The following is a 23278-nucleotide window of genomic DNA, read 5'->3' on the forward strand; positions in this document are numbered from 1 at the left end:
AGAGTAGTGTGCGTGGTTTTAGCGGTAGTCCTTTGTCGTAGTGTAGATGCATTAATACGATCGATGAAAGGCAGCCTAAAATAGCCCAAGCTAAAAACCCCCAATGCATAAAAGATTGCGAGAGGGCATTAATCGCCATTTTTTGAGGCGATGCGGCACCAAAGATCGGCGGAGCATTGACAAAATGGGCTATTGGTTCGGCGGCAGCCCAAAAAACACCTCCGCCTGCCAGCAAGGTACAGAGAATGATGGATAGCCATTTGAAGTTATCCAGCTCTGGTATGCTAAGGCCACCCAATCGAACCGAGCCAGTTTGTGTTACCGCCAGTGCTAACCCAATCACAAAGTTTGCCAATAATAGCAATTGCCAAAAAGCGCCAAATCCTTGGGTTGCATAGTGAAAACCAGAGTCAATCAGGGAGGTAAGTAATGAAGGGTTCGTGAGGGCTAATAATACGAACAAGGAAAGAAAACTACCACTGAGCCATAAGACAGGGTTATTAAGCTCGAGTTTTTTTTGTAATGAATGAGAGGAGGTCTGAGGGGGATGAGTGGCTGAGTAATCCGATGCGCTCATACAAGGTGCTTCGGTATTCAAATAAACTTTAGACATAAAAACTCGCTGTTAGCTCTGAAAAATCAGGTTGTGTGTAAAACGCTCAACTGTATATTGTGAGGTAAATCATAAAACTGAGCATAATAACATAAATTAGGTTGATAATGCATCCGTATTGCTAATCCAATAATGCATTTAGTATCCATGATTAAAGTAATTGAGGGTAAGAAAAAGAGCTGAGTGGAAAATAAATAGGAAAGTATGCCATCGGTTATCTTCTTGCTACTTGAATCTGTAGCGGTGTTGGTTACGTTCTTTCCCCCCAATCACATCACTTGTCTATGCGCATGGGGATGATGAGAGCCATCCGCGGCTCTCACCCAACTAACACTTCGATTTATTTAGAAATATAGCACCAAGCAGAGAGAGGTTGCAGGGCGTGGATGGGCTTATTTGGCTGCAAACTCTTCGATGGCTCCGAGGGCTTGTGTGCCATAGGTAAATGATGGGCCTCCTCCCATCAGCACCGCGACATTGATCACTTCGACTAACTCAGCTTTAGTGGCTCCTGCTTTTAGTGCGGCAAATACATGAGCAGCAATACAGCCCTCACAACGTGCAGCAATGCCAATGGCTAACGCAATCATCTCTTTGGTTTTAAGTTCCAGTTCTCCAGGTGCCATGGCAGCTTTATGAAGTTGCATAAATGCAGCAAGGGTATCAGGGCTTTGCTGCTTATAGCTTCGACCCAGGGTATTTTGTTCTTTGAGCAGTTCAGTATAAGACTTCATTGAGTGTTCCTTTTTTTAGTATCACCTAAATAAGATTTATCTAATATAATAAACGGCTCTGAAAAAAGCAAGTGCAATTAATTCAATATCTAAGGTTGATTCATTTATTTTTATTATATGTTTATTTATTGCTTTAATTCTTTATTTAATTTTTGCTTGAGAGTGATTTTTATTATCTAAATTTATTTAGCCTTTTATAGATGTGGATCAATTTCGACCTTAAGATTTATTATTCACAATAACCACAAAATAACTATGATTACTCATAAATAAACGAGGATGTGAAAGAAGCTTCCCCGAGCCACCTCTATGATAGGAAATAAGCCGTATTTCGGTTTAACTTAAGGACAAGATCGAAAGGAGGGGCAATTCCTTTCGGCGTCATCAGAGGAAATCAATAGCTTGTTTGGCAACCTCTCTATCGCTGTATGTATACAGTTATATTGCGTGGGTAATGTCAATTATGATTAAAAACCGATTTAAAGCTTTATTGTCGCCGGATGTTACGCGACGCGGATTTATTAAATCCAGTTCGATGCTCGGTGGGCTCGCGGCCGTCACCAGTGCCCTTCCTTTTAAATCTTCCCTTGTTCAAGCCAAAGAAACGCCCATCAAAGCCGATGAAAAAGTGGTATGGAGTGCGTGTACGGTTAACTGTGGTAGCCGTTGCCCGCTTCGTATGCATGTTGTCGATGGTGAGATTAAATGGGTTGAGACGGACAATACTGGTACAGATAACTATGCGGCAAAAGATGTACAGGTTCGTGCTTGTTTACGTGGCCGTTCTATGCGTCGTCGAGTTTATAATCCAGATCGTCTCAAATACCCATTAAAACGGGTAGGGAAACGAGGTGAAGGTAAATTTAAGCGCATCAGTTGGGAAGAAGCCTACAACGAGATTGCGAATAATTTACAACGTATTATCGATGATTACGGTAATGAAGCGGTATACCTTAACTATGGTACCGGGACATTAGGTGGAACGGTAACTCGCTCTTGGCCACCAGGTAAAACCTTGATTGCTCGGTTGATGAATTTAAAAGGTGGTTATTTAAATCATTATGGTGACTACTCAACAGCGCAAATTGCTGAGGGATTAAATTATACCTATGGTGGCTGGGCATACGGTAACTCTTTTTCTGATTTGGAAAACGCCAAACTGATTGTGCAATTTGGTAATAACCCTGCAGAGACGCGTATGTCTGGTGGTGGGTTAATTCATCATTATGTAGAGAGTAAAGCGAAATCTCAGGCGCGGACGATTATTATTGATCCACGTTATACCGATACAGCAGGTGGCCGAGAAGATGAATGGATTCCTATCCGCCCAGGTACCGATGCGGCATTTATTTCTGCCATGGCGTATGTGATGATCAAAGAAGATTTGGTCGATCAACCTTTCTTAGATAAATACTGCGTGGGTTACGATGAAAAAACGTTGCCAGCTTCAGCTCCGGCCAACAGTGACTACAAATCGTATATTTTAGGTTTAGGTGCAGATAAAACCCCAAAAACACCAGAATGGGCAGCGTCGATTACCGGAATTCCGGTCGATGTGATCATTAAAACCGCACGCGAGATCGGTTCAACCAAACCTTGTGCCATTCACCAAGGTTGGGGGTTACAACGTACCGCTGCCGGTGAAATTGCTTCTCGTGCCGTAGCGATGTTGGCAATTTTAACCGGAAATGTCGGCATTAATGGTGGTGGAACTGGTGCTCGTGAGTCGGATTACAGCATCCCATTTGTGCGTTTCCCTACCTTAGAAAACCCAGTGAAAACCGCTATCTCTATGTTCCTCTGGACGGATGCGATTGTGCGAGGCCCAGAAATGACGGCCTTAAAAGATGGGGTTCGTGGTAAAGATAAGTTGGATGTGCCGATTAAGTTTATCTGGAACTATGCTGGCAACTGTTTAATTAACCAACATGCGGATATCAACCGTACTCATGACATTCTGCAAGATGACACGGCTTGTGAAATGATAGTAGTGATTGATAACCATATGACGGCTTCTGCCAAATATGCTGATATCGTATTGCCAGATTTGACGACCTCTGAACAAGCCGATTTCTGTATGGATGGTAAAGCGGCCAATATGCCGTATTTCATTTATGCCGACCAAGCGATTAAGCCGCAATTTGAAGCGCGGGGGATTTATGAAATTTGTTCCGAGCTGGCTAAACGCCTTGGTGTGGAAAAGGCCTTTACCGAGGGACGAGATCAAGAAGGTTGGTTGCGTCATTTATATGCGGAAACACGCAAACTTGATCCTAGCTTGCCTGATTTTGAAACGGTTCGTCAGCAAGGCATTGTGAAGCGCACTGATCCGAATGGCCATTATGTGGCGTATAAAGCTTTCCGTGACGATCCGCAGAACAATCCATTATCAACGCCTTCTGGAAAAATTGAAATTTATTCAGAACGGTTGGCAGAAATCGCTGCAACGTGGGAACTTCCTGAAGGGGATGTGATTCATCCACTGCCGGTTTATACCTCAACCTTTGAAGGATGGGATGATCCAAAACGTTCACAGTATCCATTGCAATTAACAGGTTTTCATTTTAAAGCTCGTGTCCATTCGACATACGGCAATGTTGATATTTTAAAAGAAGCGGCTCGTCAAGAAATGTGGATTAACCCAATTGATGCCCAAATTCGTGGGATTAAAAACGGTGATCGGGTGCGTATTTTTAATGATCGTGGAGAAACGCATATTCATGCTAAGGTCACCCCACGGATTATTCCTGGTGTTGTTGCATTAGGCGAAGGCGCTTGGTACACGCCCGATGGACGAAAAGTCGATCAAGCGGGCTCGATTAATGTGTTGACGACTCAACGGCCGAGTCCGTTGGCTAAAGGTAACCCTCAGCATACTAATCTTGTTCAAGTTCAGCGCGTATAACCCAAGGATTAACTTATGAAACAGTATGGTTTTTATATTGATTCCAGCAAATGTACGGGCTGTAAAACGTGTCAGCTCTCTTGTAAAGACAATAAAGACTTAGGCGTTGGTGTGAATTTCCGCCGCGTATACGACTATGAAGGAGGAAATTGGGTCGTTGAAGGGGAAACTTTCCGTCAAGACGTTTTTTCTTACTACCTTTCTATCGCTTGTAACCACTGTGATGAGCCTGCGTGTACCAAGGTTTGTCCATCCGGCGCAATGCATAAACGTGAAGATGGTTTTGTGATTGTGGATGAAAGTGTTTGTATTGGCTGTAAGTTATGTGCGATGTCTTGTCCTTACGGTGCACCGCAGTACAACGAAGAAAAAGGTCATATGACCAAGTGTGATGGTTGTTATGAGCGAGTTGCACAAGGTTTAGAACCGATTTGTGTTGGCTCTTGTCCACTAAGAGCGTTAGAGTTTGGGCCCATTGATGAATTAAGAGCAAAATATGGCATTAATGCGGATGTGGCACCATTGCCTTCTTCTCTTATTACGAAGCCAAATATTGTGATTAAACCGAATAAAAATGCCCGACCCACGGGTGATCAAACGGGTTTCTTAGCAAATCCGAAGGAGGTATAAGATGGCTTGGCATGAATTTCCACTGATGATCTTTACCGTCTTTGCTCAAACCGCAGTAGGGGCCTTTTTATTGATTTGTTTAATGCTTTTATTTGGTCGTCCGAGTGAACAGCAAAAAACAGCAATGATTAAAAGCTTATTTTTTGTTTGGGTCTTGATGGGGATTGGCTTCGCTGCATCGACTTTTCATTTGGGGAGTCCACTGCGTGCCTTCAATGCTTTTAACCGAGTTGGCCATGCTTGGTTGTCGAATGAAATATTAACCGGAAGTGTTTTCTTTGGGTTAGGCGGATTGTTCTGGTTGCTTAGTGTTTTGAACTTGGCTTCAGCAGCATTACGCAAAGGCTTGATGCTGGCTGCCATGGTGATGGGAATCTTCTTTATGTATGCCATGGCCCGTTTGTATATGATTGAAACGGTTCCAACTTGGAATACCGTTTACACACCATTAAGCTTTGTTTTAACGGCTGTGATTGCGGGAAGTATTCTTGCTTGCGCATTATTAACCGGATCTGGATATCGCACCAATATGGTTGAAAAACAGTTACCTATTTTGGGTGGACTGGGTGTCATTGCGAGTATACTAGTCAGTTTTACACAGTTGCATGAGTTAGCACATATCCATACTTCGATTATTTCGGCTTCAGAGTTGCTACCTAATATCGGTATGCTCAAAGCGATTCAATACTTATTATTAGTCGTGGCGCTAGTGTTATGGTGGTGGCCGACTTGGCAACGATCTCAACGCGCATTGGTACCGATTTTAATGGGGACTGTGTGTGTGTTATTCGCTGAGTTTTTAGGTCGTGGTATTTTCTACAGCTTACATATGACCGTTGGTTTATAACCTCACGTCAATCAATACGTAAGAAGGAGGCTGAAGCCTCCTTCTTTGTAGATAAAGAGTGTTTATTTATATGAATGAAATTATTACGTTGAGTTCTGTTTTAGGCAGTTTATTGTATTACCCGCTATCGCATCCTAATAACCAAGAAATATTACAACAGTTGACCCATTGGCCTGACGACGATCATCCTTTTATTGATCTACTTTTTGCTCTAAAAAAAGAAACGCCCGAAGCGATCGTAGAAGATTATCAACAGCTTTTTGAAGGCAGAGAAACCATGTTAGCGCCCCCTTGGGGATCGGTTTATTTAGATAAAGAACAGGTTATTTTTGGTGAAACAACGTTAGCGCTTCGCTCTTTCTTGCGCCAACATCAACTTGAAATTGATACTGGATTACGTGAACCAGAGGATCATTTTGGGCTAATGTTAATGCTGCTGAGCCAACTGCTTCGCGATGATGCAAGCCAAAAGAGTGGTAAAGTATTACTTTCTCATCATCTGTTACCTTGGGGTTACCGTTACCTCACGTTGCTGAGACAGTCAGCAACAACACAAACGTATCAATGTTTGGCTGAGATTGCCCAGCAGTGGTTAGAGTATTTACAACAAGCTTTTTCAGTTCAGGCGGTAACGATGAAACTCTATCGATAGTTCTAGGATAAAAGATGAAGATAGTGATCGCCCCCGATTCATTTAAAGAAAGCTTAACCGCGAAACAAGTGAGCCAAGCCATTAAAACGGGGTTAAAACGAGTATGGCCAGAGGCAGAATTTGTCTGTATTCCCGTTGCTGATGGTGGCGAAGGGACGGTTCAAGCCTTGGTGGATGCAACGGGCGGTAAGTTGGTGCTCACTGAAGTGAATGCTCCTTTAGGCAATCGGGTCGAGGCCGTTTATGGTGTGCTGGGAGACGGTAAAACTGCCGTTATCGAGATGGCTCAAGCCAGTGGGCTTAATCTAGTACCGAACCAACGGCGGGATCCCAAATTGACCAGTAGTTATGGCACGGGTCAATTAGTGAAACATGCATTAGATGCTGGAATAAGACGTTTCATGATTGGTTTAGGCGGTAGTGCCACCAATGATGCTGGCAGCGGTATGCTCGCTGCTTTAGGTGTGAAATTTTATAATCAAAATGGCGATGAGTTTGCTCCTTCAGGGCTAGCGCTAACCGAGTTATCCCGAATTGATATTTCAGATTTAGATGCTCGGCTAGCGCTGTGTGAAATAATTGTCGCTTGTGATGTCGATAATCCACTTTGCGGTGACAGAGGAGCCTCGGCGGTGTTTGGCCCCCAAAAAGGTGCTAGTGCTGAAGACGTGATAACGCTTGATCAAGCGTTATACAACTTTGGCTTATTCACTGAACAAGTGACGGGTCATCATGTACTTTCTGTAAAGGGTTCCGGTGCTGCCGGAGGGATGGGGGCAGCATGGATGGCCTATACTCCAGCAATAGTGAAATCAGGCATTGATATGGTGCTTGATACGGTAGGATTAGCTGAAAAACTAGTTGATACTGATATCGTATTTACCGGTGAAGGATGCATTGATCAGCAAACCATTTATGGCAAAGCGCCGGTAGGAGTGGCTAAGCTCGCCAAAGCATTCAATATTCCGGTTATTGCGGTGGCCGGTTGTACGGGAGAGAATTATCAAGCGGTTTATCAGCACGGCATCGATGCGGTTTTTCCTTGTACGCCTCGAGCCATGAGCCTACCAGAAGCATTAGCGGAAGCTGAAGTTAACCTCATCAACACCGCTGAAAGTGTTGGGCGTTTATGGCAGCTATCGCGATGTTACTGAAAATACAGGGTATATACCCAAACAACTTGGAGTTGCAAGTAGGCGATAAGTGAGTGACAAATTTGTCTGGAACAAATTTGAACAGCCGTGGCCAATATCGCTGCAGATTCAAGTAGCAAGAGTATGCATAACGCTTTAAAACAGAATGTGACTCATCGCGTTTGAATAAATTTGCTGTAGGTACTGACTCGACCGTTGATGTACTCAATACCGCAGTGAATGCTGTGTTCGTTATGGCCAACAATCTGGTATTCGACAATAAATTCACCGCTGATCACTTTAATAAATAACAAACCGTCGATGACTTTCCACAATCCTTGCAGTGTTTTTTCACCAAACAGATCTTGCTCGACCAACGTGCCATTGGACTTTAAATGCAAGGCAGAAGAAAAACCGTCCACATTCACTTTTACCCAAGTATGCTGGTGGGCCTCAAAGCTTAATATTTTGCGTCGACATTTGACCCACTCTATCAGCGCTTGTTCTTGGGTTGACGTCAGTGTGGGGAGCGCTTCCATTTCTAACAGGGTGTGATGCTTTTCATACCAGAAGAGTTGTAAGTGAAGTAATTTCATTGGTTCTCAGAGTGTTATGCATCGGGGCGTTATCAAGAGGCAACTCTGCGCGATTGTGTTGGCGATGTCAACATTTGCCAAGAAAAGAGACCGCGCTCACGGGGGAGGCTAGCGCGGCCTTATCCAAGTTCAGGATGAAGAATGCATAAAAGCACGATTTATTGATTGAATAAAGGAGCTATAGGTTAAATAAACGAGGTAAATCTGCGGCGTCACACGCTTGGTTTAACCGTTGTTGAGCGGTACGAATGTCGCGCTGCCAATCTTCATTTTGTGCCCACATCTCAATCACCATCGGCACAACGCAGTGTGTCTTTTTCAAGGTTTGGAAAATGGCGTCGAAATTAACCTCTCCTTGCCCAATCACTAAATCTCGAAACTGCCCAGCGTAGTTTGGGGTGACACAATAGGTATCTTTAAGATGGATCTGCGTGATGTGTGGCATACCAAGCGCCAATTCTGTGCATACATCGTAGTTCCAACCTGAAATGTTGCCTACATCTGGATACGCCATAAAATAGGGTGAGGGTACTTGCCGCTTTAGAATTTCGAATTTGCTCAGTGAGTTAAGATAGCGGGTATCCATGATCTCCACCGCCAGCATCACGCCAGCACGCTCGGCCAGTTTGGCGGCAAGCTGCATGCCTTCAATGAAGCGTTGATGAGTTTCTTCATTAGCGGGTTCGTAATAGACATCATAGCCTGCGAGTTGAATGGTGCGAATGCCCAGTTTGTAAGCTAAGGTAATCGCTTTTTCCATGTGCAGAATAGCTTGCTCTCTAATCGCGGGGTCTGACGAGCCAAAAGGAAACTTACGGTGCGCACTTAGACACATTGATTGCAGCGGGATTTGGTATTGCTCACACCATCTTCGTAGCTGATAGATGGTTGCATCATCCCAGTCTAAGCGTTGACGACGTTCATCTGACTCATCGACGGATATCTCTAAAAAATCAAACCCCAGTTCTTTTGTTGTGGCGAGCTTTTCTTCCCAACAGAAATGATTGGGGAGCGCTTTTTCATACAACCCGATACGTTGGCGTGGCAAATGCTGATACATACGGCCTCCTAGCACCAAAAACGATCGATTTGACTGCGCAGTGCTTCGGCCGTGACGCGACCTTTTTCACCGACCAATGCACGCCCTGCAATGAAGGTTTTGGCCTTAATACCTTCAAATAAATAGAGATCTTCTGGCACGATGCCGCCTGTGATGGAAAGCTCAAGCCCCATATCGGATAGCGTTCGCATCTTCTCAACATCTTCGCTTGTCCAACCAATACCGGCCAGTTCGGCATCTCTTGAACGGTGATAAATGGCTTGAGTGATACCAAGGTCAATCCACGCTTGTGCATCAGCAAAGGTCCAGTTGCCGTAAATTTCGATTTGGATTTCGCCATCCAGTTCATCAGCGACTTTCTTACACGCGCTGATGGTGGCGATATGCGCTGCGGCAGAAACGGTGATCCAATCTGCGCCAGCTTCAAATGCCATCCGCGCTAAAATAGCGCCGCCATCGGTGGTTTTCATATCGCACACTAGAATATGGTCAGGGTGATTATGGCGTAACGTTGTGACGGCCTTCATACCTTCAGCAAAGGCGAGGATGGTGCCGACTTCGATGACATCCACAAAGCTTGCTACGTTTTTTGCTACTTCGATGGCAGAAATAAGGTCAGTTTGGTCGAGCGCGATTTGGATCATTGGTTTAGTCATGAGAGTTATCCTTCAATTTTGTCACGGATCAAACGGGCGAGCCCGTCTTGATTGTTATCGGTTGTACAAATCAGATTGGCGTGGGACTTCACCGTATCGTCGGCATTGAGCATTGCCACGCCGAGCCCGGCGTAGTCGAGCATTGAAATATCATTATGGTTATCACCGACGGCCAGTACGTGATTGGCATGGTAGCCAAGCGATTGCACATATTCAGCCAAGCGCTGACCTTTACTGTTACCTTTGGCAGCAAAGTCGATGCGATTCGACCATGAACGCTCACCGTTGAATGTCTCTTGTACCCAAGCTTGTTGGGCAAGTCGTTCAACGGAACTCGGTAGCCCTTCAACCACAAATTTCCAAATAAACGTTTCTTGCTCGACGCGGTGACGAAACGAGTCAATTTGTTCGATTTTAGGTTGTGCTGCAGGTGGGTACTGGCTGGCCCACTTTTCTAACGCTTGCATGTAGGCGATTGGGCTACGCTTGGAATAGGTCATCGCGTCGGTCACATACATCACCAATTTCATTTGAAACTCTTTAGCCAAAGCGAGAAAGCTCAACGCATCGTGTTTGGGGATGGCATTGTGCTTGAGCACTTTTTCATTTTGGTAGTCATACACATAGGTGCCGTTACAGCAGATGATGGGGGTTGTGAGCCCCAATTCTTGATAATAGGGTTTCGCTGCCGTGTGGTGACGGCCAGTCACAATCACCACGTGGCAGTGTTGCTGCGCCTGTTGAATCGCCCGTTTTAATTGTGGATGAATGGTGTGTTCATCAGTCAACACCGTGCCATCAAGATCGAGCGCGAGAACTTTATACATAGCCGCTACCTTTGGCCGTAGTAAGCGTTATCACCATGCTTACGTTGATAGTGTTTATCGGATAATTCCGGTTGAATTTTGATGCCACTGTTGAGTGAACGAGTCGCCAGCGCCATGGCGGAAATCTCTTCCAAGACGACAGCGTTATGAACCGCATCGTTAGCATCTTTGCCCCAAGAGAAAGGAGCGTGCCCGGCGACAATCACGCTTGGCACCGCCATTGGGTCAATGCGCCGATGTGTGAACTCTTCGATGATCACAAGGCCGGTATTTTTCTCATACTGGCCAGCGATTTCATCGCAAGAAAGTTTGCGTGTGCAGGGGATGTCACCGTAAAAATAATCGGCGTGAGTGGTTCCTAAAGCAGGAATGTCAATGCCCGCTTGCGCCCAAATGGTGGCACTGCGCGAATGGGTGTGTACCACGCCGCCAATCTCTGGATAAGCTTTATAGAGTTCGAGGTGAGTGGCGGTATCACTGGATGGATTGAGCTTGCCTTCCACAATCGCGCCATTAAGGTCAACGATCACTATGTCATCGACTTTCATTACATCGTATTCCACGCCAGAAGGTTTGATGGCGATGACCCCTTTCTCGCGGTCTATTTCTGACACATTACCCCAAGTAAAAGTGACTAAACCGTATTGGGGAAGCTTAAGGTTCGCCGCAAATACTCGCTGTTTTAGTTCGCTATACATGACATCCTCACTCGACCAACTGCGCCGCTAACGCTTGATCAATCACTTGGTAAACATCCTGCGCGGTACGACAACGGCGCAGTTTATCGAGATCAACCCCAGTCTCGCTCTCTTCATCATCCAGCACTTGGGTTACTTCCATTAATCCTTCCATATGCTGATCAGATGAGCTGCCCGCTAAGGTGATCAGCACATCGACTGGTTGATCTTCGCCGTCAAAATAGACAGGCGTTTGCAGCGTCACTAAAGCAAAGGCGGTTCTGATCACGCCATTTTCTGGGCGAGCATGAGGTAGGGCAAGATTCGGCGCGATGACGATGTATGGGCCTAATTGTTCAACGCTGCTGATGATGGCATCGTGATAACAGGGGTGGATGGCTCCTGATTTGATCAGCCTATCCGTACCGATTTTGATCGCCTCTTGCCAAGTACTCGCTTGGGCATTTAATTGAATGGAGTCATTGTCGATCAGTGATTGTTTTAGTCCCATGGTTCTATCTCCAGAGTGGGTGCCAGTACTTCTGGCACCTATTGTTTTTGTATTTATCGTCTTTGTGCTTATCGTTTGGTCGTCAATAGCTATTTCAAAGTGACAAAGTTTTTATCGATGATGTCGAGCAACTCATCACCAAAAGAGTTCGGATTCAGCATGTTTTGTACCCCGAGCACAAACTTGCCTTCTCCGGCCTCCATCTCACCAGAGAGATGTTTTGATGAGACGATAATATCGGTGGTGGCGAGCTTAGATTTATAATCAGACACTGCGCAGGAATCCATCACGTGTGGAATGCCTTTCTTCTCTAGATACTTACCGATTTTCATCTTCATCATCATTGAGGAGCCTTGCCCATTACCACACACGGCTAAAATGCTGACCGGGCGCACGCCATCACTGACTTTCAGTGCTTGTTCGACGGCGGCGATGACGTCTGGCTCGTCACTGATGTTTACCAAACCTTGTGCATCTTCCTCTTCACGCAGCTTTTTAGAGGCGAAGAACATGTACACCCCAGCCAATGCAATCAGCACAAAGAAGAACAGTTTTGAGGCGGATAAGCCTTGCATGATTGGCGGGAAGACTAACGCCCAGTCGGCCATGCCCATCCAGCCACTGAATTCGGTGCCGTATTGGTTGAAGATGTGAATGGCCCATGCTGAGCCAACGACTTCGATGATACCCATCACAAAACAGATCTTCATGACCGCGCGCCAGCCGCCAAAGTGGTTGGCAAACACACCAATGGTCGCGTTGGAGAAGAACATCGGAATAAAGCCGGGAATGATCATGATCGGTGCATCAAATGCGAGCATGGCCAGCACTGCGGTAAATTGACCAATCGCACCCCACATAAAACCAAACACCATGGCATTAGGTGAAAATGCGTAGATAGCGGCGCAGTCAATGGCTAACACCGCGTTAGGGATCACGCGCTCTGAGATGCCTTTAAAGGCTTCAGACAGTTCGGCAACGAACATGCGCACCCCTGCAACAATGACTTGGATCGCTACCGCAAATTTAAGACCAGTTTCCAGAATGTAGATAGACCAATGGGTTTTGCCCGCCATCGCTTGCAGGTTGTCTAAACCAAAGGAGAGCAAAATTATGCCGAAAAATAACGTCATCACAATCGCGGTAGCGGCAATGCTGTCGTGGAAAATGTGCAACCATTTAGGCAGTTCAAGGTGGTCGACACTGTCTTTTTTGTCGCCCAACTTGGGGGCAACCTTAACCGCAATCCAAGATGCCACTTGCTGTTGGTGGCCGATGGAGAAACCGGCACCGCCTGTAACTTCTTCAGTGGGTTTGAACATAATGTTGGAGGAGATCGACCAGTAAAGCGCCATCAAAACAGCCGAATAAAGGATGGTTTCCCACATGCTCGCACCGAGTACAAGGTAGAACACGGCAATCAATCCCGCTTGCTGGAACATAATGTGTCCCGTTAGCATGATAGTACGAATGCCCGTGTAGCGACGCAGTAAAACCAGCAAAATATTAATCGCCAGTGCCAGTAGTACGGTATAGCCGACCCAAGAATAATCGTCCCCCATGATTTCCATGGTCGCCATCATCGAAGTATACGGGTCGATCACCGAACCGGTTAAACCATGATATTCCGATAATTTCTCAATCACAGGCTTAAAGCCTGCCACTAAGGTTCCTGCACCCACTTGTACCAACATAAAGCCGACGATAGTTTTGATCGACCCTTTGATGATGGTGGTGGCGTCTCTTCTTAATAACCAATACCCGATAAGGGTGACTAAGCCCAGCAGCAAAGGTGCTTTAGTCATAACTTGGCTATAAAAAATGTAGAAGATATCGTAGATGAACTGCATATCTTTACCCCTTGATTCTTTATTTATCGTTATGTGTATTCCCGTCTTACTCGAAGCTGGGTGTAGGTCAGAGTGGATCAGCAAGGTGATGCTGATTCCCATCTTGTTTTGCTCACGAAATAGACTTTACCAATCAAAAGTAATCATTCAATGCTCATTTGTGATTATTTTGATTTTTATCAATTTCTACACCAAGTGGAGCTGTTATTTGATACTTAAGTCACGGTTTTTATTATAAATCTAATAAAATCAACTAATTGTGTTTTATTGTGATCGAAAAGGAAGTTTTGTTCTTCGAATATTTGACATTGTGACGACTGCGAAATAGAATCAAAACAAATCATAAATAATCACCAAGTAATCACTTGATGAAAAAATAAGGTGATAACCATGAATGAAGTACAAAGACATAACGAGATACTGTCTTTGCTAGACAATATGCGTACCATCAATGTGGCGCACATCATTGAAAAATTTAACGTCTCTCCGGCCACGGCTCGGCGCGATATTTCTAAGTTAGATGAGCTAGGTAAGCTGAAGAAAGTCCGCAACGGCGCTGAACGTTTAGAAAATCGCAAGCGTGCTTGGACACCATTAAATATCGACACTACAGAGCATTTCCATGAAAAATCACACATTGCCATGGCTGCGGCTAAGCTCTGCAAACCCGGTGACAGTGTGGTGATTAACTGCGGTTCGACCGCCTTCTTGCTCGGTAAAGAGCTGTGTGGCCAAGATGTTCAAATTGTGACTAACTATTTTCCACTGGCCAGTTATTTGATTAATGAAGATCACGACGATGTGATCATCATTGGTGGGCAGTACAACAAAGCACAAAACATTTTCCTAAACCCCGCCCCTGACTCGTTAGGCGGCTACGCTGGACACTGGATGTTCACCAGTGGCAAAGGGCTGACGGAAAATGGCCTCTACAAAACCGATATGCTCACCGCCGTTGCTGAGCAACAGATGCTGGAACAAATTGGCAAGTTAGTGGTGGTGGTGGACAGCTCTAAAGTGGGGCAGCGTACCGGCATGTTATTTTGTCCGGCTAATAAAATTGACATTGTTATCACTGGTAAGGCGGCCGATCCGCAAGTTATCCAAGCACTACAACAGCAAGGGACAGAAGTGATTCTGGTATAGAAAGCACTTCGCTCTACAGATTCTAATAATAAACACAGGCTCAGTGTCTTCACTTTCGATGAAGACGCTTGGCTCCCTACATCCAAAATTTGTCTAACTGATCGTGAAATAAAAGGTGTTGTTATGAGTAAAATTGATGAAATCACACGCGATTCATGGGTTCTAAGTACCTTTCCTGAGTGGGGAACTTGGCTGAATGAAGAGATAGAAAAGACCGAAGTGGAAGCTAACACCTTTGCTATGTGGTGGCTCGGGTGTACCGGTATTTGGCTAAAAAGTGCTGGGAATACCAATATTTCGATCGATTTTTGGTGTGGAACGGGTAAGAAAACTCAAAAAAATCCGCTTATGAATCCACAACACCAAATGATGCGAATGGGGGGCGTGCGTGAACTGCAACCCAACTTAAGAACTTCGCCTTTTGTGTTGGACCCGTTTGGCATCAAAGAGATTGATGCGGTGTTGGCGACGCATGATCACGCTGACCATATCGATATTAATGTCGCAGCGGCAGTGCTGCAAAACTGTGGTGAGCATGTGAAATTTATTGGGCCACAAGCTTGCGTTGATCTGTGGCAAGGCTGGGGAGTACCGAGTGAGCGCTGCATTGTGGCGAAAGTGGGTGATTGCATTGAAGTCGGTGATATTAATGTTCGAGTACTGGACTCGTTTGATCGCACTGCGTTGATCACGCTGCCTAAAGGTGTTTCATCTTATGATAAGGCGATTCTTGATGGTATGGATGATCGCGCGGTCAATTATCTGATTGAAACCTCAGGTGGTTCAATCTATCACTCGGGTGATTCGCATTATTCGAACTATTATGCAAAACATGGTAACGACTACAAGATTGATGTGGCGCTACTCTCATACGGTGAAAACCCACGTGGTGTGACCGATAAAATGACCTCTTCTGATATTTTACGTGCCGGAGAGTCATTAAATTGTGAAGTGGTGATCCCATTCCATCACGATATTTGGGCTAACTTCCAAAATGACCCACGTGAAATTGAAGTGTTGTGGCAAATGAAAAAAGATCGCCTGCAATACGGTTTTGCTCCTTTCTTCTGGCAAGTCGGTGGCAAATACACTTACCCAACCGATAAAGGGCGTATGCATTATCAACATTTCAGGGGCTTTAGAGATATTTTCGTTGATGAGCCAGAACTGCCATACAAGGCCTTTTTATAAGACGGTAAACTGCGCCATCCTAAGTTAGGATGGCGCATTTGTTGTATAGAGAAAAAAGACGTCTTGAGACGTCTTTAAATGATGAATGAGTGCCTGGGGGGAGTTGAAATGGTTTCTCAATCTTCGTAAATTCAGCAGCTTATATCGATGTTACCAATTTGGTGTTGCATCAAATGTTACATCAATTTCCTACTGCAAAAGGAACTGAACCCGCGTCCATGTATTACTAAATCATTTAAAAATGCTGGCTTGTTATAGCAATTCAATCTAAAGCAATAACGCTGATACTGAGCATTTTACCCATCCTCACTATCTATTAATAGCGATTTTAACACATCGGGAGAAGAAGGGAGTAGTCTAAAGCTTATGAATTAGTCATTAATGTTATGAGTAAAAAATTACTCATAACATTGATTCTTAGATGTTAATGAGTATTTTCTTACTCACTTAGCTTTTATCTAGATCTCTGAGGTGATCAAGTAAGTATTCTGTGTAGTAAAGCGGCATCACGATGTGTTCTTTCTCTGTTACTGGAGAGCCTTGAGTACCTGTAAGTTTGATTGTCTTATGGGGCTTGCACTTCTCGATGTAGGATTGCAATGATTTCGCACGGGTTCGCTTCCTACTCTTTACTTCTACAGGCACAATTCGACCTAGGTCATCAGCGATAATGAATTCTATCTCTGCTCTTGCGTCTCCCCAAGAGAAACTTGGTTCAATACCTAGCGCAGCGATTTCCTGTTGAACATAGTTTTCGGCGACATATCCTTTGTATTCATAGCCTTGCTGTTTGATTTCACGGTAACCAGTGCCGAGCATATGGTTCAATAGCCCTACATCAAAGAGAAATAGTTTAACCGTATTTTCCTTCTGATAAGCAGCTAAAGGAGAACGAGGCTGTCCTTCAATAGGATGATTTTTTAAAGCAAGCCGACACTTGTGAAGCCATGTGATCGCACTTTCATATTCAGCATAGCGAGACTTGCGTTCGTGAACTCCCTTGAATTTAAACCGTTTAACGGAGTCGTCGAATACCGAAGATAGTTGAGCGGGAATGCTTCGAAATACAGATTCGATGAGCTGTGCATCCACTTTCCCAGAGTACTTTCCGAAATCACGCATGTAGCCCTCAATTAAGTTCCTATGGATTTCAGATACGGCTGCAATGCGTTCAATAATGCTGAGTGCTGAGTTTTCGAACCATGAGTTTACGGCTTCAGGCATGCCGCCAACAAAATAATAGTCGGTCAGTAGTTCGATTAATTTTGTATGAGCTGCTGAAGAATTCAGCTTTTGGTCAAACGCTTTTTGCAGTGCTTTTTCTCCAGATGCCCACAAGAATTCTCTGAAGGTCAGTGGCCTTAAGTTATGCTGCTCAACTTTTCCAACGGGAAAGGACGTGAGCAATCCGATATTTGAACCACTAGCAGCAACATAAGCTTTGGGAGCCTTTTCTGCAAAGTACTTAAGAGAGGTGACTGCTCTTGGACATTCGCCAATTTCATCTAAAATCAGAAGATCTGTCGATGGTTCGAAGATTTGTCCTGTTAAGAGTTCAATGTTGGTGATGATGTCATCAGGGTTTAGAGAGCCTGAAAAAGCTTCAATTAACTCAGGGCTTTCTAGGAAATCGATTCTTATGACATTTTCGAATGTACTTCCTAATAGTTCCTGTAATAAGAATGTTTTACCAGTTTGTCTAGCACCGTCAATCAGTAAAGGCTTCCTTGTCGGCTTGTCTTTCCAGGTGAGTAGGTTTTCAAGTAGTGTTCGTTTCATCTAGCCACCTCAGTTAAAGTGCTTATCTGGTTGAGTGTATATTACACAAAAATGCGCAATTAAATGCAATATTTAACATTTTTTTGTGCTTAAAAAAGAGGTTTTTAACACTTTTATGCGCGTAAAAGTGTTTTGAGTGATTTCTATGCGAATGATAGTGTTGGGGCTGTGAGGGAGGTGATGGATCTATGCATCATTTCTGTTTGGTTGCTTCACAAGGGCAATGATCACAGTGAGAAGGCCCTAGCGGGCTTTCAGATGCCGAAGTTTATTGCTGGCTAGCTCTTATAGGTAATAAGCTTTATTAGTAAGTAATCCACTGGTTAAGTGCAATGGTACGGTTAGCTTGGATGGTATTTAAGCCTTATAATTATCACTGCTTATAAGGAATCTGATATACCACCAAGACTACGAGTGCAAATCACCCCTCAACAGAAGCTTGAATATGCCAAGATGATGGTTGAAGATGGTTACACCAATCAACAGATACAAGATATCAGTGGTGCTTGTTCATCAGCTGTAGTGCGCTGGAAGTGCCAATATAAAGAAGAAATGTTAGGCATGACACCCACTAATAGAGTGGCATTAACACCATAGCAGCAACGTATACAAGAGTTTGAAAAACAACTTGCTAGAGCCGTCAACAACAAGGCTGTATTCTTTTTCCTTGGGCTTCGCATTTTTGACTTCTGTTCCTGTGAGCGGTTTCGTTTGTCTAGGCATGTTAGGAACCAAAAATAAGGAACATAATATTAAGGTTCCAACAATGGTTACTAAAAGCCAAAGATGTAGTGAAACACCTTGAGATACTATGGGATGCTAAGTTATTGATTTTACATTACTATAGATACAAAAAAAGACGTCCTAAGACGTCTTTAGATGTTGAATTGGTGGAGCTGGCGGGATTTGAACCCGCGTCCGAAAATCATTCATCATTGGTACTACATGCTTAGTCGATCTTTAATTTCGCCATCCACCTGCGAACCGACACGCTAATGAATGACTAACCTGAATTATAATTCGCCGTTCATCTCTCAGGTGGGAAAATCCGGGCTAGCGCGTTTGGTTTTGACTCTTTGTTGTTCCCCGTCTTACGTGCGGAAGCTAGGGCAAAGAGGCTCTCAGCAGGGTATTAAGCTGCTAGTGCGTAGTTTTCGTCGTTTGCGACTATTTTTTTGCGGTTTGTTAACGAGGCCTACCGCACCTCGGCATGCACCTCAGACTGCAAAATTCCCGTCGAATCCAGAATCAGCCCCAGAGGTAGTTGGTGCATAGTACCAGAATCCAAGATTCTGTCTAGCATCAATTGTTTAAGTGGTTACAATTAACGCAACGCACTTTTCATGACACGCGCTTTTTGGCGCTGCCAATCTTTATCTTTTAGATCATCTCGCTTATCGTGCAGTTTTTTACCTTTAGCTACACCGATTTTTAGTTTGACCCAAGAACGCGACCAATACAAAGAGAGAGCGATAAGTGTCATTCCCTCTCGATTTATGCGGCCAAATAAATTGTCTAACTCACGCCGAGAAAGGAGTAACTTTCTTACACGCGTTGGATTGGCCACAACATGCGTGCAAGCTTGTTGCAATGGCGTAATACTCATACCGGAGATAAAAGCTTCTCCGTCTCGCAAGAAAACGTAGCTTTCTGCAATATTGGCTTTTCCTTGGCGAAGGGATTTTACTTCCCAACCTTGAAGCTCCAACCCTGCTTCTACCTCATCTTCAATGAAGTATTCATGGCGAGCTTTTTTATTGAGCGCGATAGTGTTGCTACCCGCTTTTTTCGTTGATTTTTTCTTTACCATAGTGGGTGCATTATACGGATTGGTCGAACGTAAGGGAATGTTTTTCTTGATGTAGCATAAGGGGATCGCCTGATAACTTCAAGCTGTTCAGCGCTTCATTCTTTATTGCGAGGTCTTAGTTGGTCTTAACTTGAGGTAAACAGGGGATAAACGTACAATCAGTTTCAGCGTTATTGAGTGTTTATAAAGGGGATAACAATGAAGCAAGTGAGTCGTTCTGCTCTGGTTGCGTTTAGTGCAGAACAAATGTTTCATTTGGTTAATGATGTAGAAAGTTATCCAGACTTTTTACCTGGGTGTTCAGGAACACGGATATTGGAATTTTCCCCAAATAAAATGGTGGCTTCTCTCGATGTCTCAAAAGCGGGAATAAGTAAAACCTTTACTACAGAAAATCATCTAACTCATGGACAGTCTATTCTTATGAGTTTAGTTGACGGCCCATTTCGAGCATTAAAAGGTGGGTGGTATTTTACGCCTTTAGATGAGCGAGCATGTAAAGTGGAATTAAAGCTAGAGTTTGAGTTCGCTAGTAAAATGATCGAGATTGCTTTTGGAAAGGTTTTCAATGAGCTAACTAGTAATATGGTAGATGCTTTTACTAAACGCGCCAAGCAGGTATATGCGTGATGAATATTGAATCTGAAATGATCCACGTCGAGGTGGTTTATGCTTTGCCTCATGAGCAGCGGGTGATTACTTTGGTAGTCAACGATGCTATGACGGTGGAAGAAATTATTCAGCAATCGGGGATTTTACAAGCATTTCCCGATATTGACTTAACAAAAAATAAAGTGGGTATATTTAGCCGTAGCGTCAAGCTTGATGCTACAGTGCGTGATCATGACCGAATTGAAATTTATCGTCCTTTATTGGCCGACCCTAAAGAAATTCGTCGAAAACGAGTAGAAGAGGCTAGGGCTGAACAAAAACAGGCCAAAAAGTAACTATGCTGGGCCATTCCCGATGTTACTAGCAGTGTATCATCGGGAAGTTTTCTTGTGAGCAATAATTCTAAGATTAGTTTAAGTTTAAGCGTTGAGTCCTATTTGCCTCTGCTGGTTGGTTCGTGCGGATATTGACTAGTTGAGGCCTTCAAAAAAGGCATCACTTTGTTGGAAGTCTCCGGAGATGGTGGCTAATAGCCCAGAATCGTTGAAATTAACGATTAAGTTTTTTTGAATTGATGGATTATGTCCTGGCGTATGGTGATAAATATAATACCAAGTATTTGGATAACCATTTTCGATCAGCATTGGCGAACCAAGCACAAAACGAACTTGTTCCTTGGTCATGCCAAATCTTAATTGTTCTACCGCTTGTTGTTCAACATAATTACCTTGGTTGATATCGATTCGGTATACTAAACGTTCAAGGACGGAGCAGCCGGATAGCAATGTGGCTGCGAGGGGGATGGCAATAAGCCACTTGGTTAATTGCATATTAAATTCTACTGCCAGTAAGAGTCAAAACTAAGTCGATAATAAACAAGCACCGAGCAGATGTAAAAAACTTCACTCTCCTCGGCGCTAATTAAGACTATAAATTTTGAATTAGGTTGCAAAGATTTTTCTACATGGTGGCTTTTTAAGCCGCAACCAGCAGTTCTTTTGCATTAGCCAGTGTTGATTCGGTGATTTGACTTCCACCCAACAAGCGAGCCAGTTCAGCGACTCTTTGTTCGGTATTCAATTTGATCATTTGTGTTTCTGTTTTTCCGGCTTTGGTTTGTTTTGCTACAAAAAGTTGATGATGACCACAGCCAGCAACTTGTGGAAGATGAGTGACACAGAGTACTTGGGTCGACTCGCCTAGCTTACGCAGCATTTTTCCGACCACAGCAGCTGTTGGCCCGGAAATACCAACATCGACTTCATCAAATATTAAGCTTGGAGTGTCAATTTTCTGAGCCGTAATGACTTGAATCGCTAAAGAAATACGCGACAGTTCACCACCGGAAGCCACTTTAGCAATCGGTTGTAATGGTTGACCTGGATTGGTTGAGACTAAAAACGTGACATGATCAAACCCAAGTGGAGAGGGTTGCCCTTGATGTTGAACCACGTCAATTTTAAATTGTGCCTTTTCCATACTCAGCTCATGCATGCTAAGACTGATCAGCTTATCTAACTCTTTGGCGTAACGACTGCGTGATTTGTGGAGTTTTTCTGCGCAGTTTGCAAAGGCTTGGTAGTGACGGGCGACTTCATTTTCTTGTTGTTGTATTTTTTCTTCTGAATGATCGAGTTGAGCGATTTGTTGTAATAATAACTGATGATGGGCATAAAGCTCTTCTGGTAGTACATGATGTTTACGGGCTAATGAAAGTACCCGTGAATAGCGTTCTTCCACATAAACCATTCGTTCAGGATCTACATCAATGTTAGCGAGGTAAGCTCGTAGCTCATTATTGGCTTCCTCTAATTGGATGACCGCTTCACTTAACATATTTGGAAGGCTGTTTAACTGGTTATCCATTTCAGCTAACTCCATGACCGTATGACTGACAGATTGGAGGATGCTTAGAGCATTGATTTCCTCGCTTTCATCAAGCAAATTGATTGCTTTTTGGCAATTGAGTGCGAGATCTCCGCTATTGGTTAAACGTTTATGTTCTTGCTCTAGTTGGATAAATTCTTCTGCGCCAATTGCTAACTCGTTTAGTTCTTTAATTTGATATTCCAACAATTGAAGTTGAGCTTGATTTTGTTGGCTGCTTTCTCGCAATTGTTTCAGGTGGTGGTTGGCTTGACACCAATGTTGGTAGGCGAGGCGAGTCTGTTTTAATAGATTATGGTGGCCTGCATACTGATCTAGCATCGAGAGCTGTTGTTCCGGTTTCATTAATTGTTGATGAGCATGCTGTCCATGAATATTAATTAACAATTGTCCGATTGCTTTAAGCTGAGAAAGTGGGACAGGGCTACCATTGATGAACGCTCTAGAACGCCCATCTTTATTAATAATTCGGCGTAAAATACATTCTTGGCCATCGAGTAAGTCATTGTCTTCTAACCAGCGGGTCGCATGTAGGTTATTATCTAGCATAAACGATGCACTGACTTCAGTTTTTTCTTCATTTTGGCGAACCATACTGGCTTCGGCTCGGCCACCAAGACACAAGCTAAGAGCATCAATAGCGATGGACTTGCCTGCTCCGGTTTCTCCGGTGATGGTTGTCATCCCTTTTGAAAGTTCAAGTTGCAGAGATTTTACAATAGCAAAGTTATTTACACTTAAATGAGCCAGCATTTTAGCACCTGTACAATTTAACAATACTGTATAAAGATTCAGTATATACTGTTTTTTTATACAGTAAAGTTATCTGGGTGAAAAATTTTGCGTGGTGTGATGCTGTGTGAAATGGTTTAAAATAATTTGCTTGACCAACCCAGTTTATTCCGTAAAACACGATAATAGCTATAATCTTGAGGATGGATGAGCTTCAATACATTAGCACTTTGATAAATATGAACTTCATCGCCAGGAGATACAGGTAAAGATACCTGCCCATCACAACTGACTTCTTGAGTGCCTCGGTTATCGGGCGACACCACTAATTTAATGCGACGTTCACTGTCGACAACGAGAGGTCGGGAAGATAGGGTATGAGGAAACATCGGAACGAGTGTGATGGCATTCAAGCTGGGAGATAATATCG

At 43.9% G+C, this 23278-nt stretch carries 22 protein-coding genes, 1 other RNA gene and 2 pseudogenes; 10 read left to right on the top strand and 15 right to left on the bottom strand.

The annotated features are described in order from the left end of the window. Positions 1-577: BCCT family transporter (locus B7C60_RS19215; protein WP_245869395.1), on the bottom strand; the 577-nt coding region annotated here is incomplete at its 3' end. Positions 578-1005: 428 nt separating this feature from the next. Continuing rightward, complete coding sequence (locus B7C60_RS12725) at positions 1006-1347, bottom strand: carboxymuconolactone decarboxylase family protein (RefSeq protein WP_099611962.1); 342 nt, start codon at positions 1345-1347, stop codon at positions 1006-1008. A 463-nt stretch (positions 1348-1810) separates the two neighbouring features. Here B7C60_RS12725 and B7C60_RS12730 point away from each other — a divergent pair, with 463 nt between their 5' ends. From B7C60_RS12730 to B7C60_RS12750, 5 genes are all read left to right on the top strand, one after another. Further along, on the top strand, positions 1811-4252 hold the full coding sequence (locus B7C60_RS12730; protein WP_099612043.1) for a DmsA/YnfE/YnfF family dimethyl sulfoxide reductase: 2442 nt from the start codon (positions 1811-1813) through the stop codon (positions 4250-4252). Between the two features lie 15 nt (positions 4253-4267). After that, entirely contained in the window at positions 4268-4882 is a 615-nt protein-coding gene (locus tag B7C60_RS12735; protein WP_099611963.1) for a DMSO/selenate family reductase complex B subunit, read from the top strand. Position 4883: 1 nt separating this feature from the next. Next, positions 4884-5729 (top strand): dimethyl sulfoxide reductase anchor subunit family protein, encoded by an 846-nt coding sequence (locus tag B7C60_RS12740; RefSeq protein WP_099611964.1) that lies wholly within the window; start codon positions 4884-4886, stop codon positions 5727-5729. 70 nt (positions 5730-5799) lie between these two features. Further along, complete coding sequence (gene dmsD, locus B7C60_RS12745) at positions 5800-6381, top strand: Tat proofreading chaperone DmsD (protein WP_157928702.1); 582 nt, start codon at positions 5800-5802, stop codon at positions 6379-6381. 14 nt (positions 6382-6395) lie between these two features. Then, a complete protein-coding gene (locus B7C60_RS12750; RefSeq protein WP_099611966.1) occupies positions 6396-7535 on the top strand; it encodes a glycerate kinase in 1140 nt (379 codons plus the stop codon). Positions 7536-7687: 152 nt separating this feature from the next. Here the strand turns inward: B7C60_RS12750 and B7C60_RS12755 are convergent, their stop codons facing one another. From B7C60_RS12755 to B7C60_RS12785, 7 genes are all read right to left on the bottom strand, one after another. Continuing rightward, positions 7688-8110 (bottom strand): hypothetical protein, encoded by a 423-nt coding sequence (locus tag B7C60_RS12755; RefSeq protein ID WP_099611967.1) that lies wholly within the window; start codon positions 8108-8110, stop codon positions 7688-7690. A gap of 178 nt (positions 8111-8288) precedes the next feature. Next, entirely contained in the window at positions 8289-9170 is an 882-nt protein-coding gene (locus B7C60_RS12760; protein WP_099611968.1) for an L-ribulose-5-phosphate 3-epimerase, read from the bottom strand. Between the two features lie 8 nt (positions 9171-9178). After that, the gene (locus B7C60_RS12765; protein WP_099611969.1) at positions 9179-9826 is read right to left on the bottom strand and encodes a 3-keto-L-gulonate-6-phosphate decarboxylase UlaD; all 648 of its coding nucleotides are present in this window, start codon (positions 9824-9826) and stop codon (positions 9179-9181) included. 5 nt (positions 9827-9831) lie between these two features. Next, complete coding sequence (locus B7C60_RS12770) at positions 9832-10653, bottom strand: pyridoxal phosphatase (RefSeq protein ID WP_099611970.1); 822 nt, start codon at positions 10651-10653, stop codon at positions 9832-9834. Between the two features lie 5 nt (positions 10654-10658). After that, positions 10659-11351 carry an L-ribulose-5-phosphate 4-epimerase gene (locus tag B7C60_RS12775; protein WP_099611971.1) on the bottom strand — a complete coding sequence of 231 codons (693 nt, stop codon included), beginning with the start codon at positions 11349-11351 and terminating at the stop codon, positions 10659-10661. Positions 11352-11358: 7 nt separating this feature from the next. Beyond that, positions 11359-11841, bottom strand: coding sequence for a PTS sugar transporter subunit IIA (locus tag B7C60_RS12780; protein WP_099611972.1), 483 nt, complete (start codon positions 11839-11841; stop codon positions 11359-11361). An 89-nt stretch (positions 11842-11930) separates the two neighbouring features. Beyond that, positions 11931-13691, bottom strand: coding sequence for a PTS ascorbate-specific subunit IIBC (locus B7C60_RS12785; RefSeq protein ID WP_099611973.1), 1761 nt, complete (start codon positions 13689-13691; stop codon positions 11931-11933). Positions 13692-14081: 390 nt separating this feature from the next. Between B7C60_RS12785 and ulaR the strand changes: the two genes are divergently transcribed. Together ulaR and ulaG are read left to right on the top strand one after the other, a co-directional pair. Further along, the gene (gene ulaR, locus B7C60_RS12790; protein ID WP_099611974.1) at positions 14082-14837 is read left to right on the top strand and encodes an HTH-type transcriptional regulator UlaR; all 756 of its coding nucleotides are present in this window, start codon (positions 14082-14084) and stop codon (positions 14835-14837) included. Between the two features lie 123 nt (positions 14838-14960). Further along, positions 14961-16028, top strand: a complete 1068-nt coding sequence (gene ulaG / locus B7C60_RS12795) for an L-ascorbate 6-phosphate lactonase (protein ID WP_099611975.1) — start codon at positions 14961-14963, stop codon at positions 16026-16028. 447 nt (positions 16029-16475) lie between these two features. Here the strand turns inward: ulaG and B7C60_RS12800 are convergent, their stop codons facing one another. Further along, entirely contained in the window at positions 16476-17807 is a 1332-nt protein-coding gene (locus B7C60_RS12800; protein ID WP_099611976.1) for an ATP-binding protein, read from the bottom strand. A 396-nt stretch (positions 17808-18203) separates the two neighbouring features. Between B7C60_RS12800 and B7C60_RS12805 the strand changes: the two are divergent. Beyond that, positions 18204-18401: pseudogene (locus tag B7C60_RS12805) on the top strand (transposase); the annotation flags it as partial. A gap of 294 nt (positions 18402-18695) precedes the next feature. Here the strand turns inward: B7C60_RS12805 and ssrA are convergent. Both ssrA and smpB read right to left on the bottom strand, forming a co-directional pair. Continuing rightward, positions 18696-19063, bottom strand: a transfer-messenger RNA (tmRNA) gene (gene ssrA / locus B7C60_RS12810). Between the two features lie 68 nt (positions 19064-19131). After that, on the bottom strand, positions 19132-19617 hold the full coding sequence (gene smpB / locus B7C60_RS12815; protein WP_099611977.1) for an SsrA-binding protein SmpB: 486 nt from the start codon (positions 19615-19617) through the stop codon (positions 19132-19134). A gap of 198 nt (positions 19618-19815) precedes the next feature. On the opposite strand from smpB, the gene B7C60_RS12820 reads away from it, so the two are divergent. Together B7C60_RS12820 and B7C60_RS12825 are read left to right on the top strand one after the other, a co-directional pair. Beyond that, complete coding sequence (locus B7C60_RS12820) at positions 19816-20247, top strand: SRPBCC family protein (protein ID WP_099611978.1); 432 nt, start codon at positions 19816-19818, stop codon at positions 20245-20247. Next, the gene (locus B7C60_RS12825) at positions 20247-20564 is read left to right on the top strand and encodes an RnfH family protein (RefSeq protein ID WP_099611979.1); all 318 of its coding nucleotides are present in this window, start codon (positions 20247-20249) and stop codon (positions 20562-20564) included. Before B7C60_RS12820 ends, B7C60_RS12825 begins: the two co-directional genes overlap by 1 nt. A 135-nt stretch (positions 20565-20699) precedes the next feature. Here B7C60_RS12825 and bamE read toward each other — a convergent pair whose 3' ends face one another. The 3 genes and pseudogenes from bamE to ppnK all read right to left on the bottom strand — a co-directional run. Next, complete coding sequence (gene bamE / locus B7C60_RS12830) at positions 20700-21059, bottom strand: outer membrane protein assembly factor BamE (protein ID WP_099611980.1); 360 nt, start codon at positions 21057-21059, stop codon at positions 20700-20702. Positions 21060-21204: 145 nt separating this feature from the next. Next, on the bottom strand, positions 21205-22869 hold the full coding sequence (gene recN, locus B7C60_RS12835; protein WP_099611981.1) for a DNA repair protein RecN: 1665 nt from the start codon (positions 22867-22869) through the stop codon (positions 21205-21207). Between the two features lie 116 nt (positions 22870-22985). Next, positions 22986-23278 (bottom strand): annotated as a pseudogene (gene ppnK, locus B7C60_RS19220) (NAD(+) kinase); the annotation flags it as partial.

This window comes from Vibrio fujianensis, from assembly GCF_002749895.1.
Classification (GTDB): Bacteria; Pseudomonadota; Gammaproteobacteria; order Enterobacterales; family Vibrionaceae; genus Vibrio; species Vibrio fujianensis.

Coding starts and splice junctions, on each gene's coding strand:
- B7C60_RS12800 (WP_099611976.1), bottom strand. CDS start 17,807: ATGAAACGAACACTACTTGAAAACCTACTCACCTGGAAAGACAAGCCG.
- B7C60_RS12755 (WP_099611967.1), bottom strand. CDS start 8,110: ATGAAATTACTTCACTTACAACTCTTCTGGTATGAAAAGCATCACACC.
- dmsD (WP_157928702.1), top strand. CDS start 5,800: ATGAATGAAATTATTACGTTGAGTTCTGTTTTAGGCAGTTTATTGTAT.
- B7C60_RS12775 (WP_099611971.1), bottom strand. CDS start 11,351: ATGTATAGCGAACTAAAACAGCGAGTATTTGCGGCGAACCTTAAGCTT.
- smpB (WP_099611977.1), bottom strand. CDS start 19,617: ATGGTAAAGAAAAAATCAACGAAAAAAGCGGGTAGCAACACTATCGCG.
- B7C60_RS12735 (WP_099611963.1), top strand. CDS start 4,268: ATGAAACAGTATGGTTTTTATATTGATTCCAGCAAATGTACGGGCTGT.
- B7C60_RS12760 (WP_099611968.1), bottom strand. CDS start 9,170: ATGTATCAGCATTTGCCACGCCAACGTATCGGGTTGTATGAAAAAGCG.
- ulaR (WP_099611974.1), top strand. CDS start 14,082: ATGAATGAAGTACAAAGACATAACGAGATACTGTCTTTGCTAGACAAT.
- B7C60_RS12770 (WP_099611970.1), bottom strand. CDS start 10,653: ATGTATAAAGTTCTCGCGCTCGATCTTGATGGCACGGTGTTGACTGAT.
- B7C60_RS12765 (WP_099611969.1), bottom strand. CDS start 9,826: ATGACTAAACCAATGATCCAAATCGCGCTCGACCAAACTGACCTTATT.
- B7C60_RS12825 (WP_099611979.1), top strand. CDS start 20,247: ATGAATATTGAATCTGAAATGATCCACGTCGAGGTGGTTTATGCTTTG.
- B7C60_RS12725 (WP_099611962.1), bottom strand. CDS start 1,347: ATGAAGTCTTATACTGAACTGCTCAAAGAACAAAATACCCTGGGTCGA.
- ulaG (WP_099611975.1), top strand. CDS start 14,961: ATGAGTAAAATTGATGAAATCACACGCGATTCATGGGTTCTAAGTACC.
- B7C60_RS12740 (WP_099611964.1), top strand. CDS start 4,884: ATGGCTTGGCATGAATTTCCACTGATGATCTTTACCGTCTTTGCTCAA.
- B7C60_RS12785 (WP_099611973.1), bottom strand. CDS start 13,691: ATGCAGTTCATCTACGATATCTTCTACATTTTTTATAGCCAAGTTATG.
- B7C60_RS12730 (WP_099612043.1), top strand. CDS start 1,811: ATGATTAAAAACCGATTTAAAGCTTTATTGTCGCCGGATGTTACGCGA.
- B7C60_RS12820 (WP_099611978.1), top strand. CDS start 19,816: ATGAAGCAAGTGAGTCGTTCTGCTCTGGTTGCGTTTAGTGCAGAACAA.
- B7C60_RS12780 (WP_099611972.1), bottom strand. CDS start 11,841: ATGGGACTAAAACAATCACTGATCGACAATGACTCCATTCAATTAAAT.
- B7C60_RS12750 (WP_099611966.1), top strand. CDS start 6,396: ATGAAGATAGTGATCGCCCCCGATTCATTTAAAGAAAGCTTAACCGCG.
- recN (WP_099611981.1), bottom strand. CDS start 22,869: ATGCTGGCTCATTTAAGTGTAAATAACTTTGCTATTGTAAAATCTCTG.
- bamE (WP_099611980.1), bottom strand. CDS start 21,059: ATGCAATTAACCAAGTGGCTTATTGCCATCCCCCTCGCAGCCACATTG.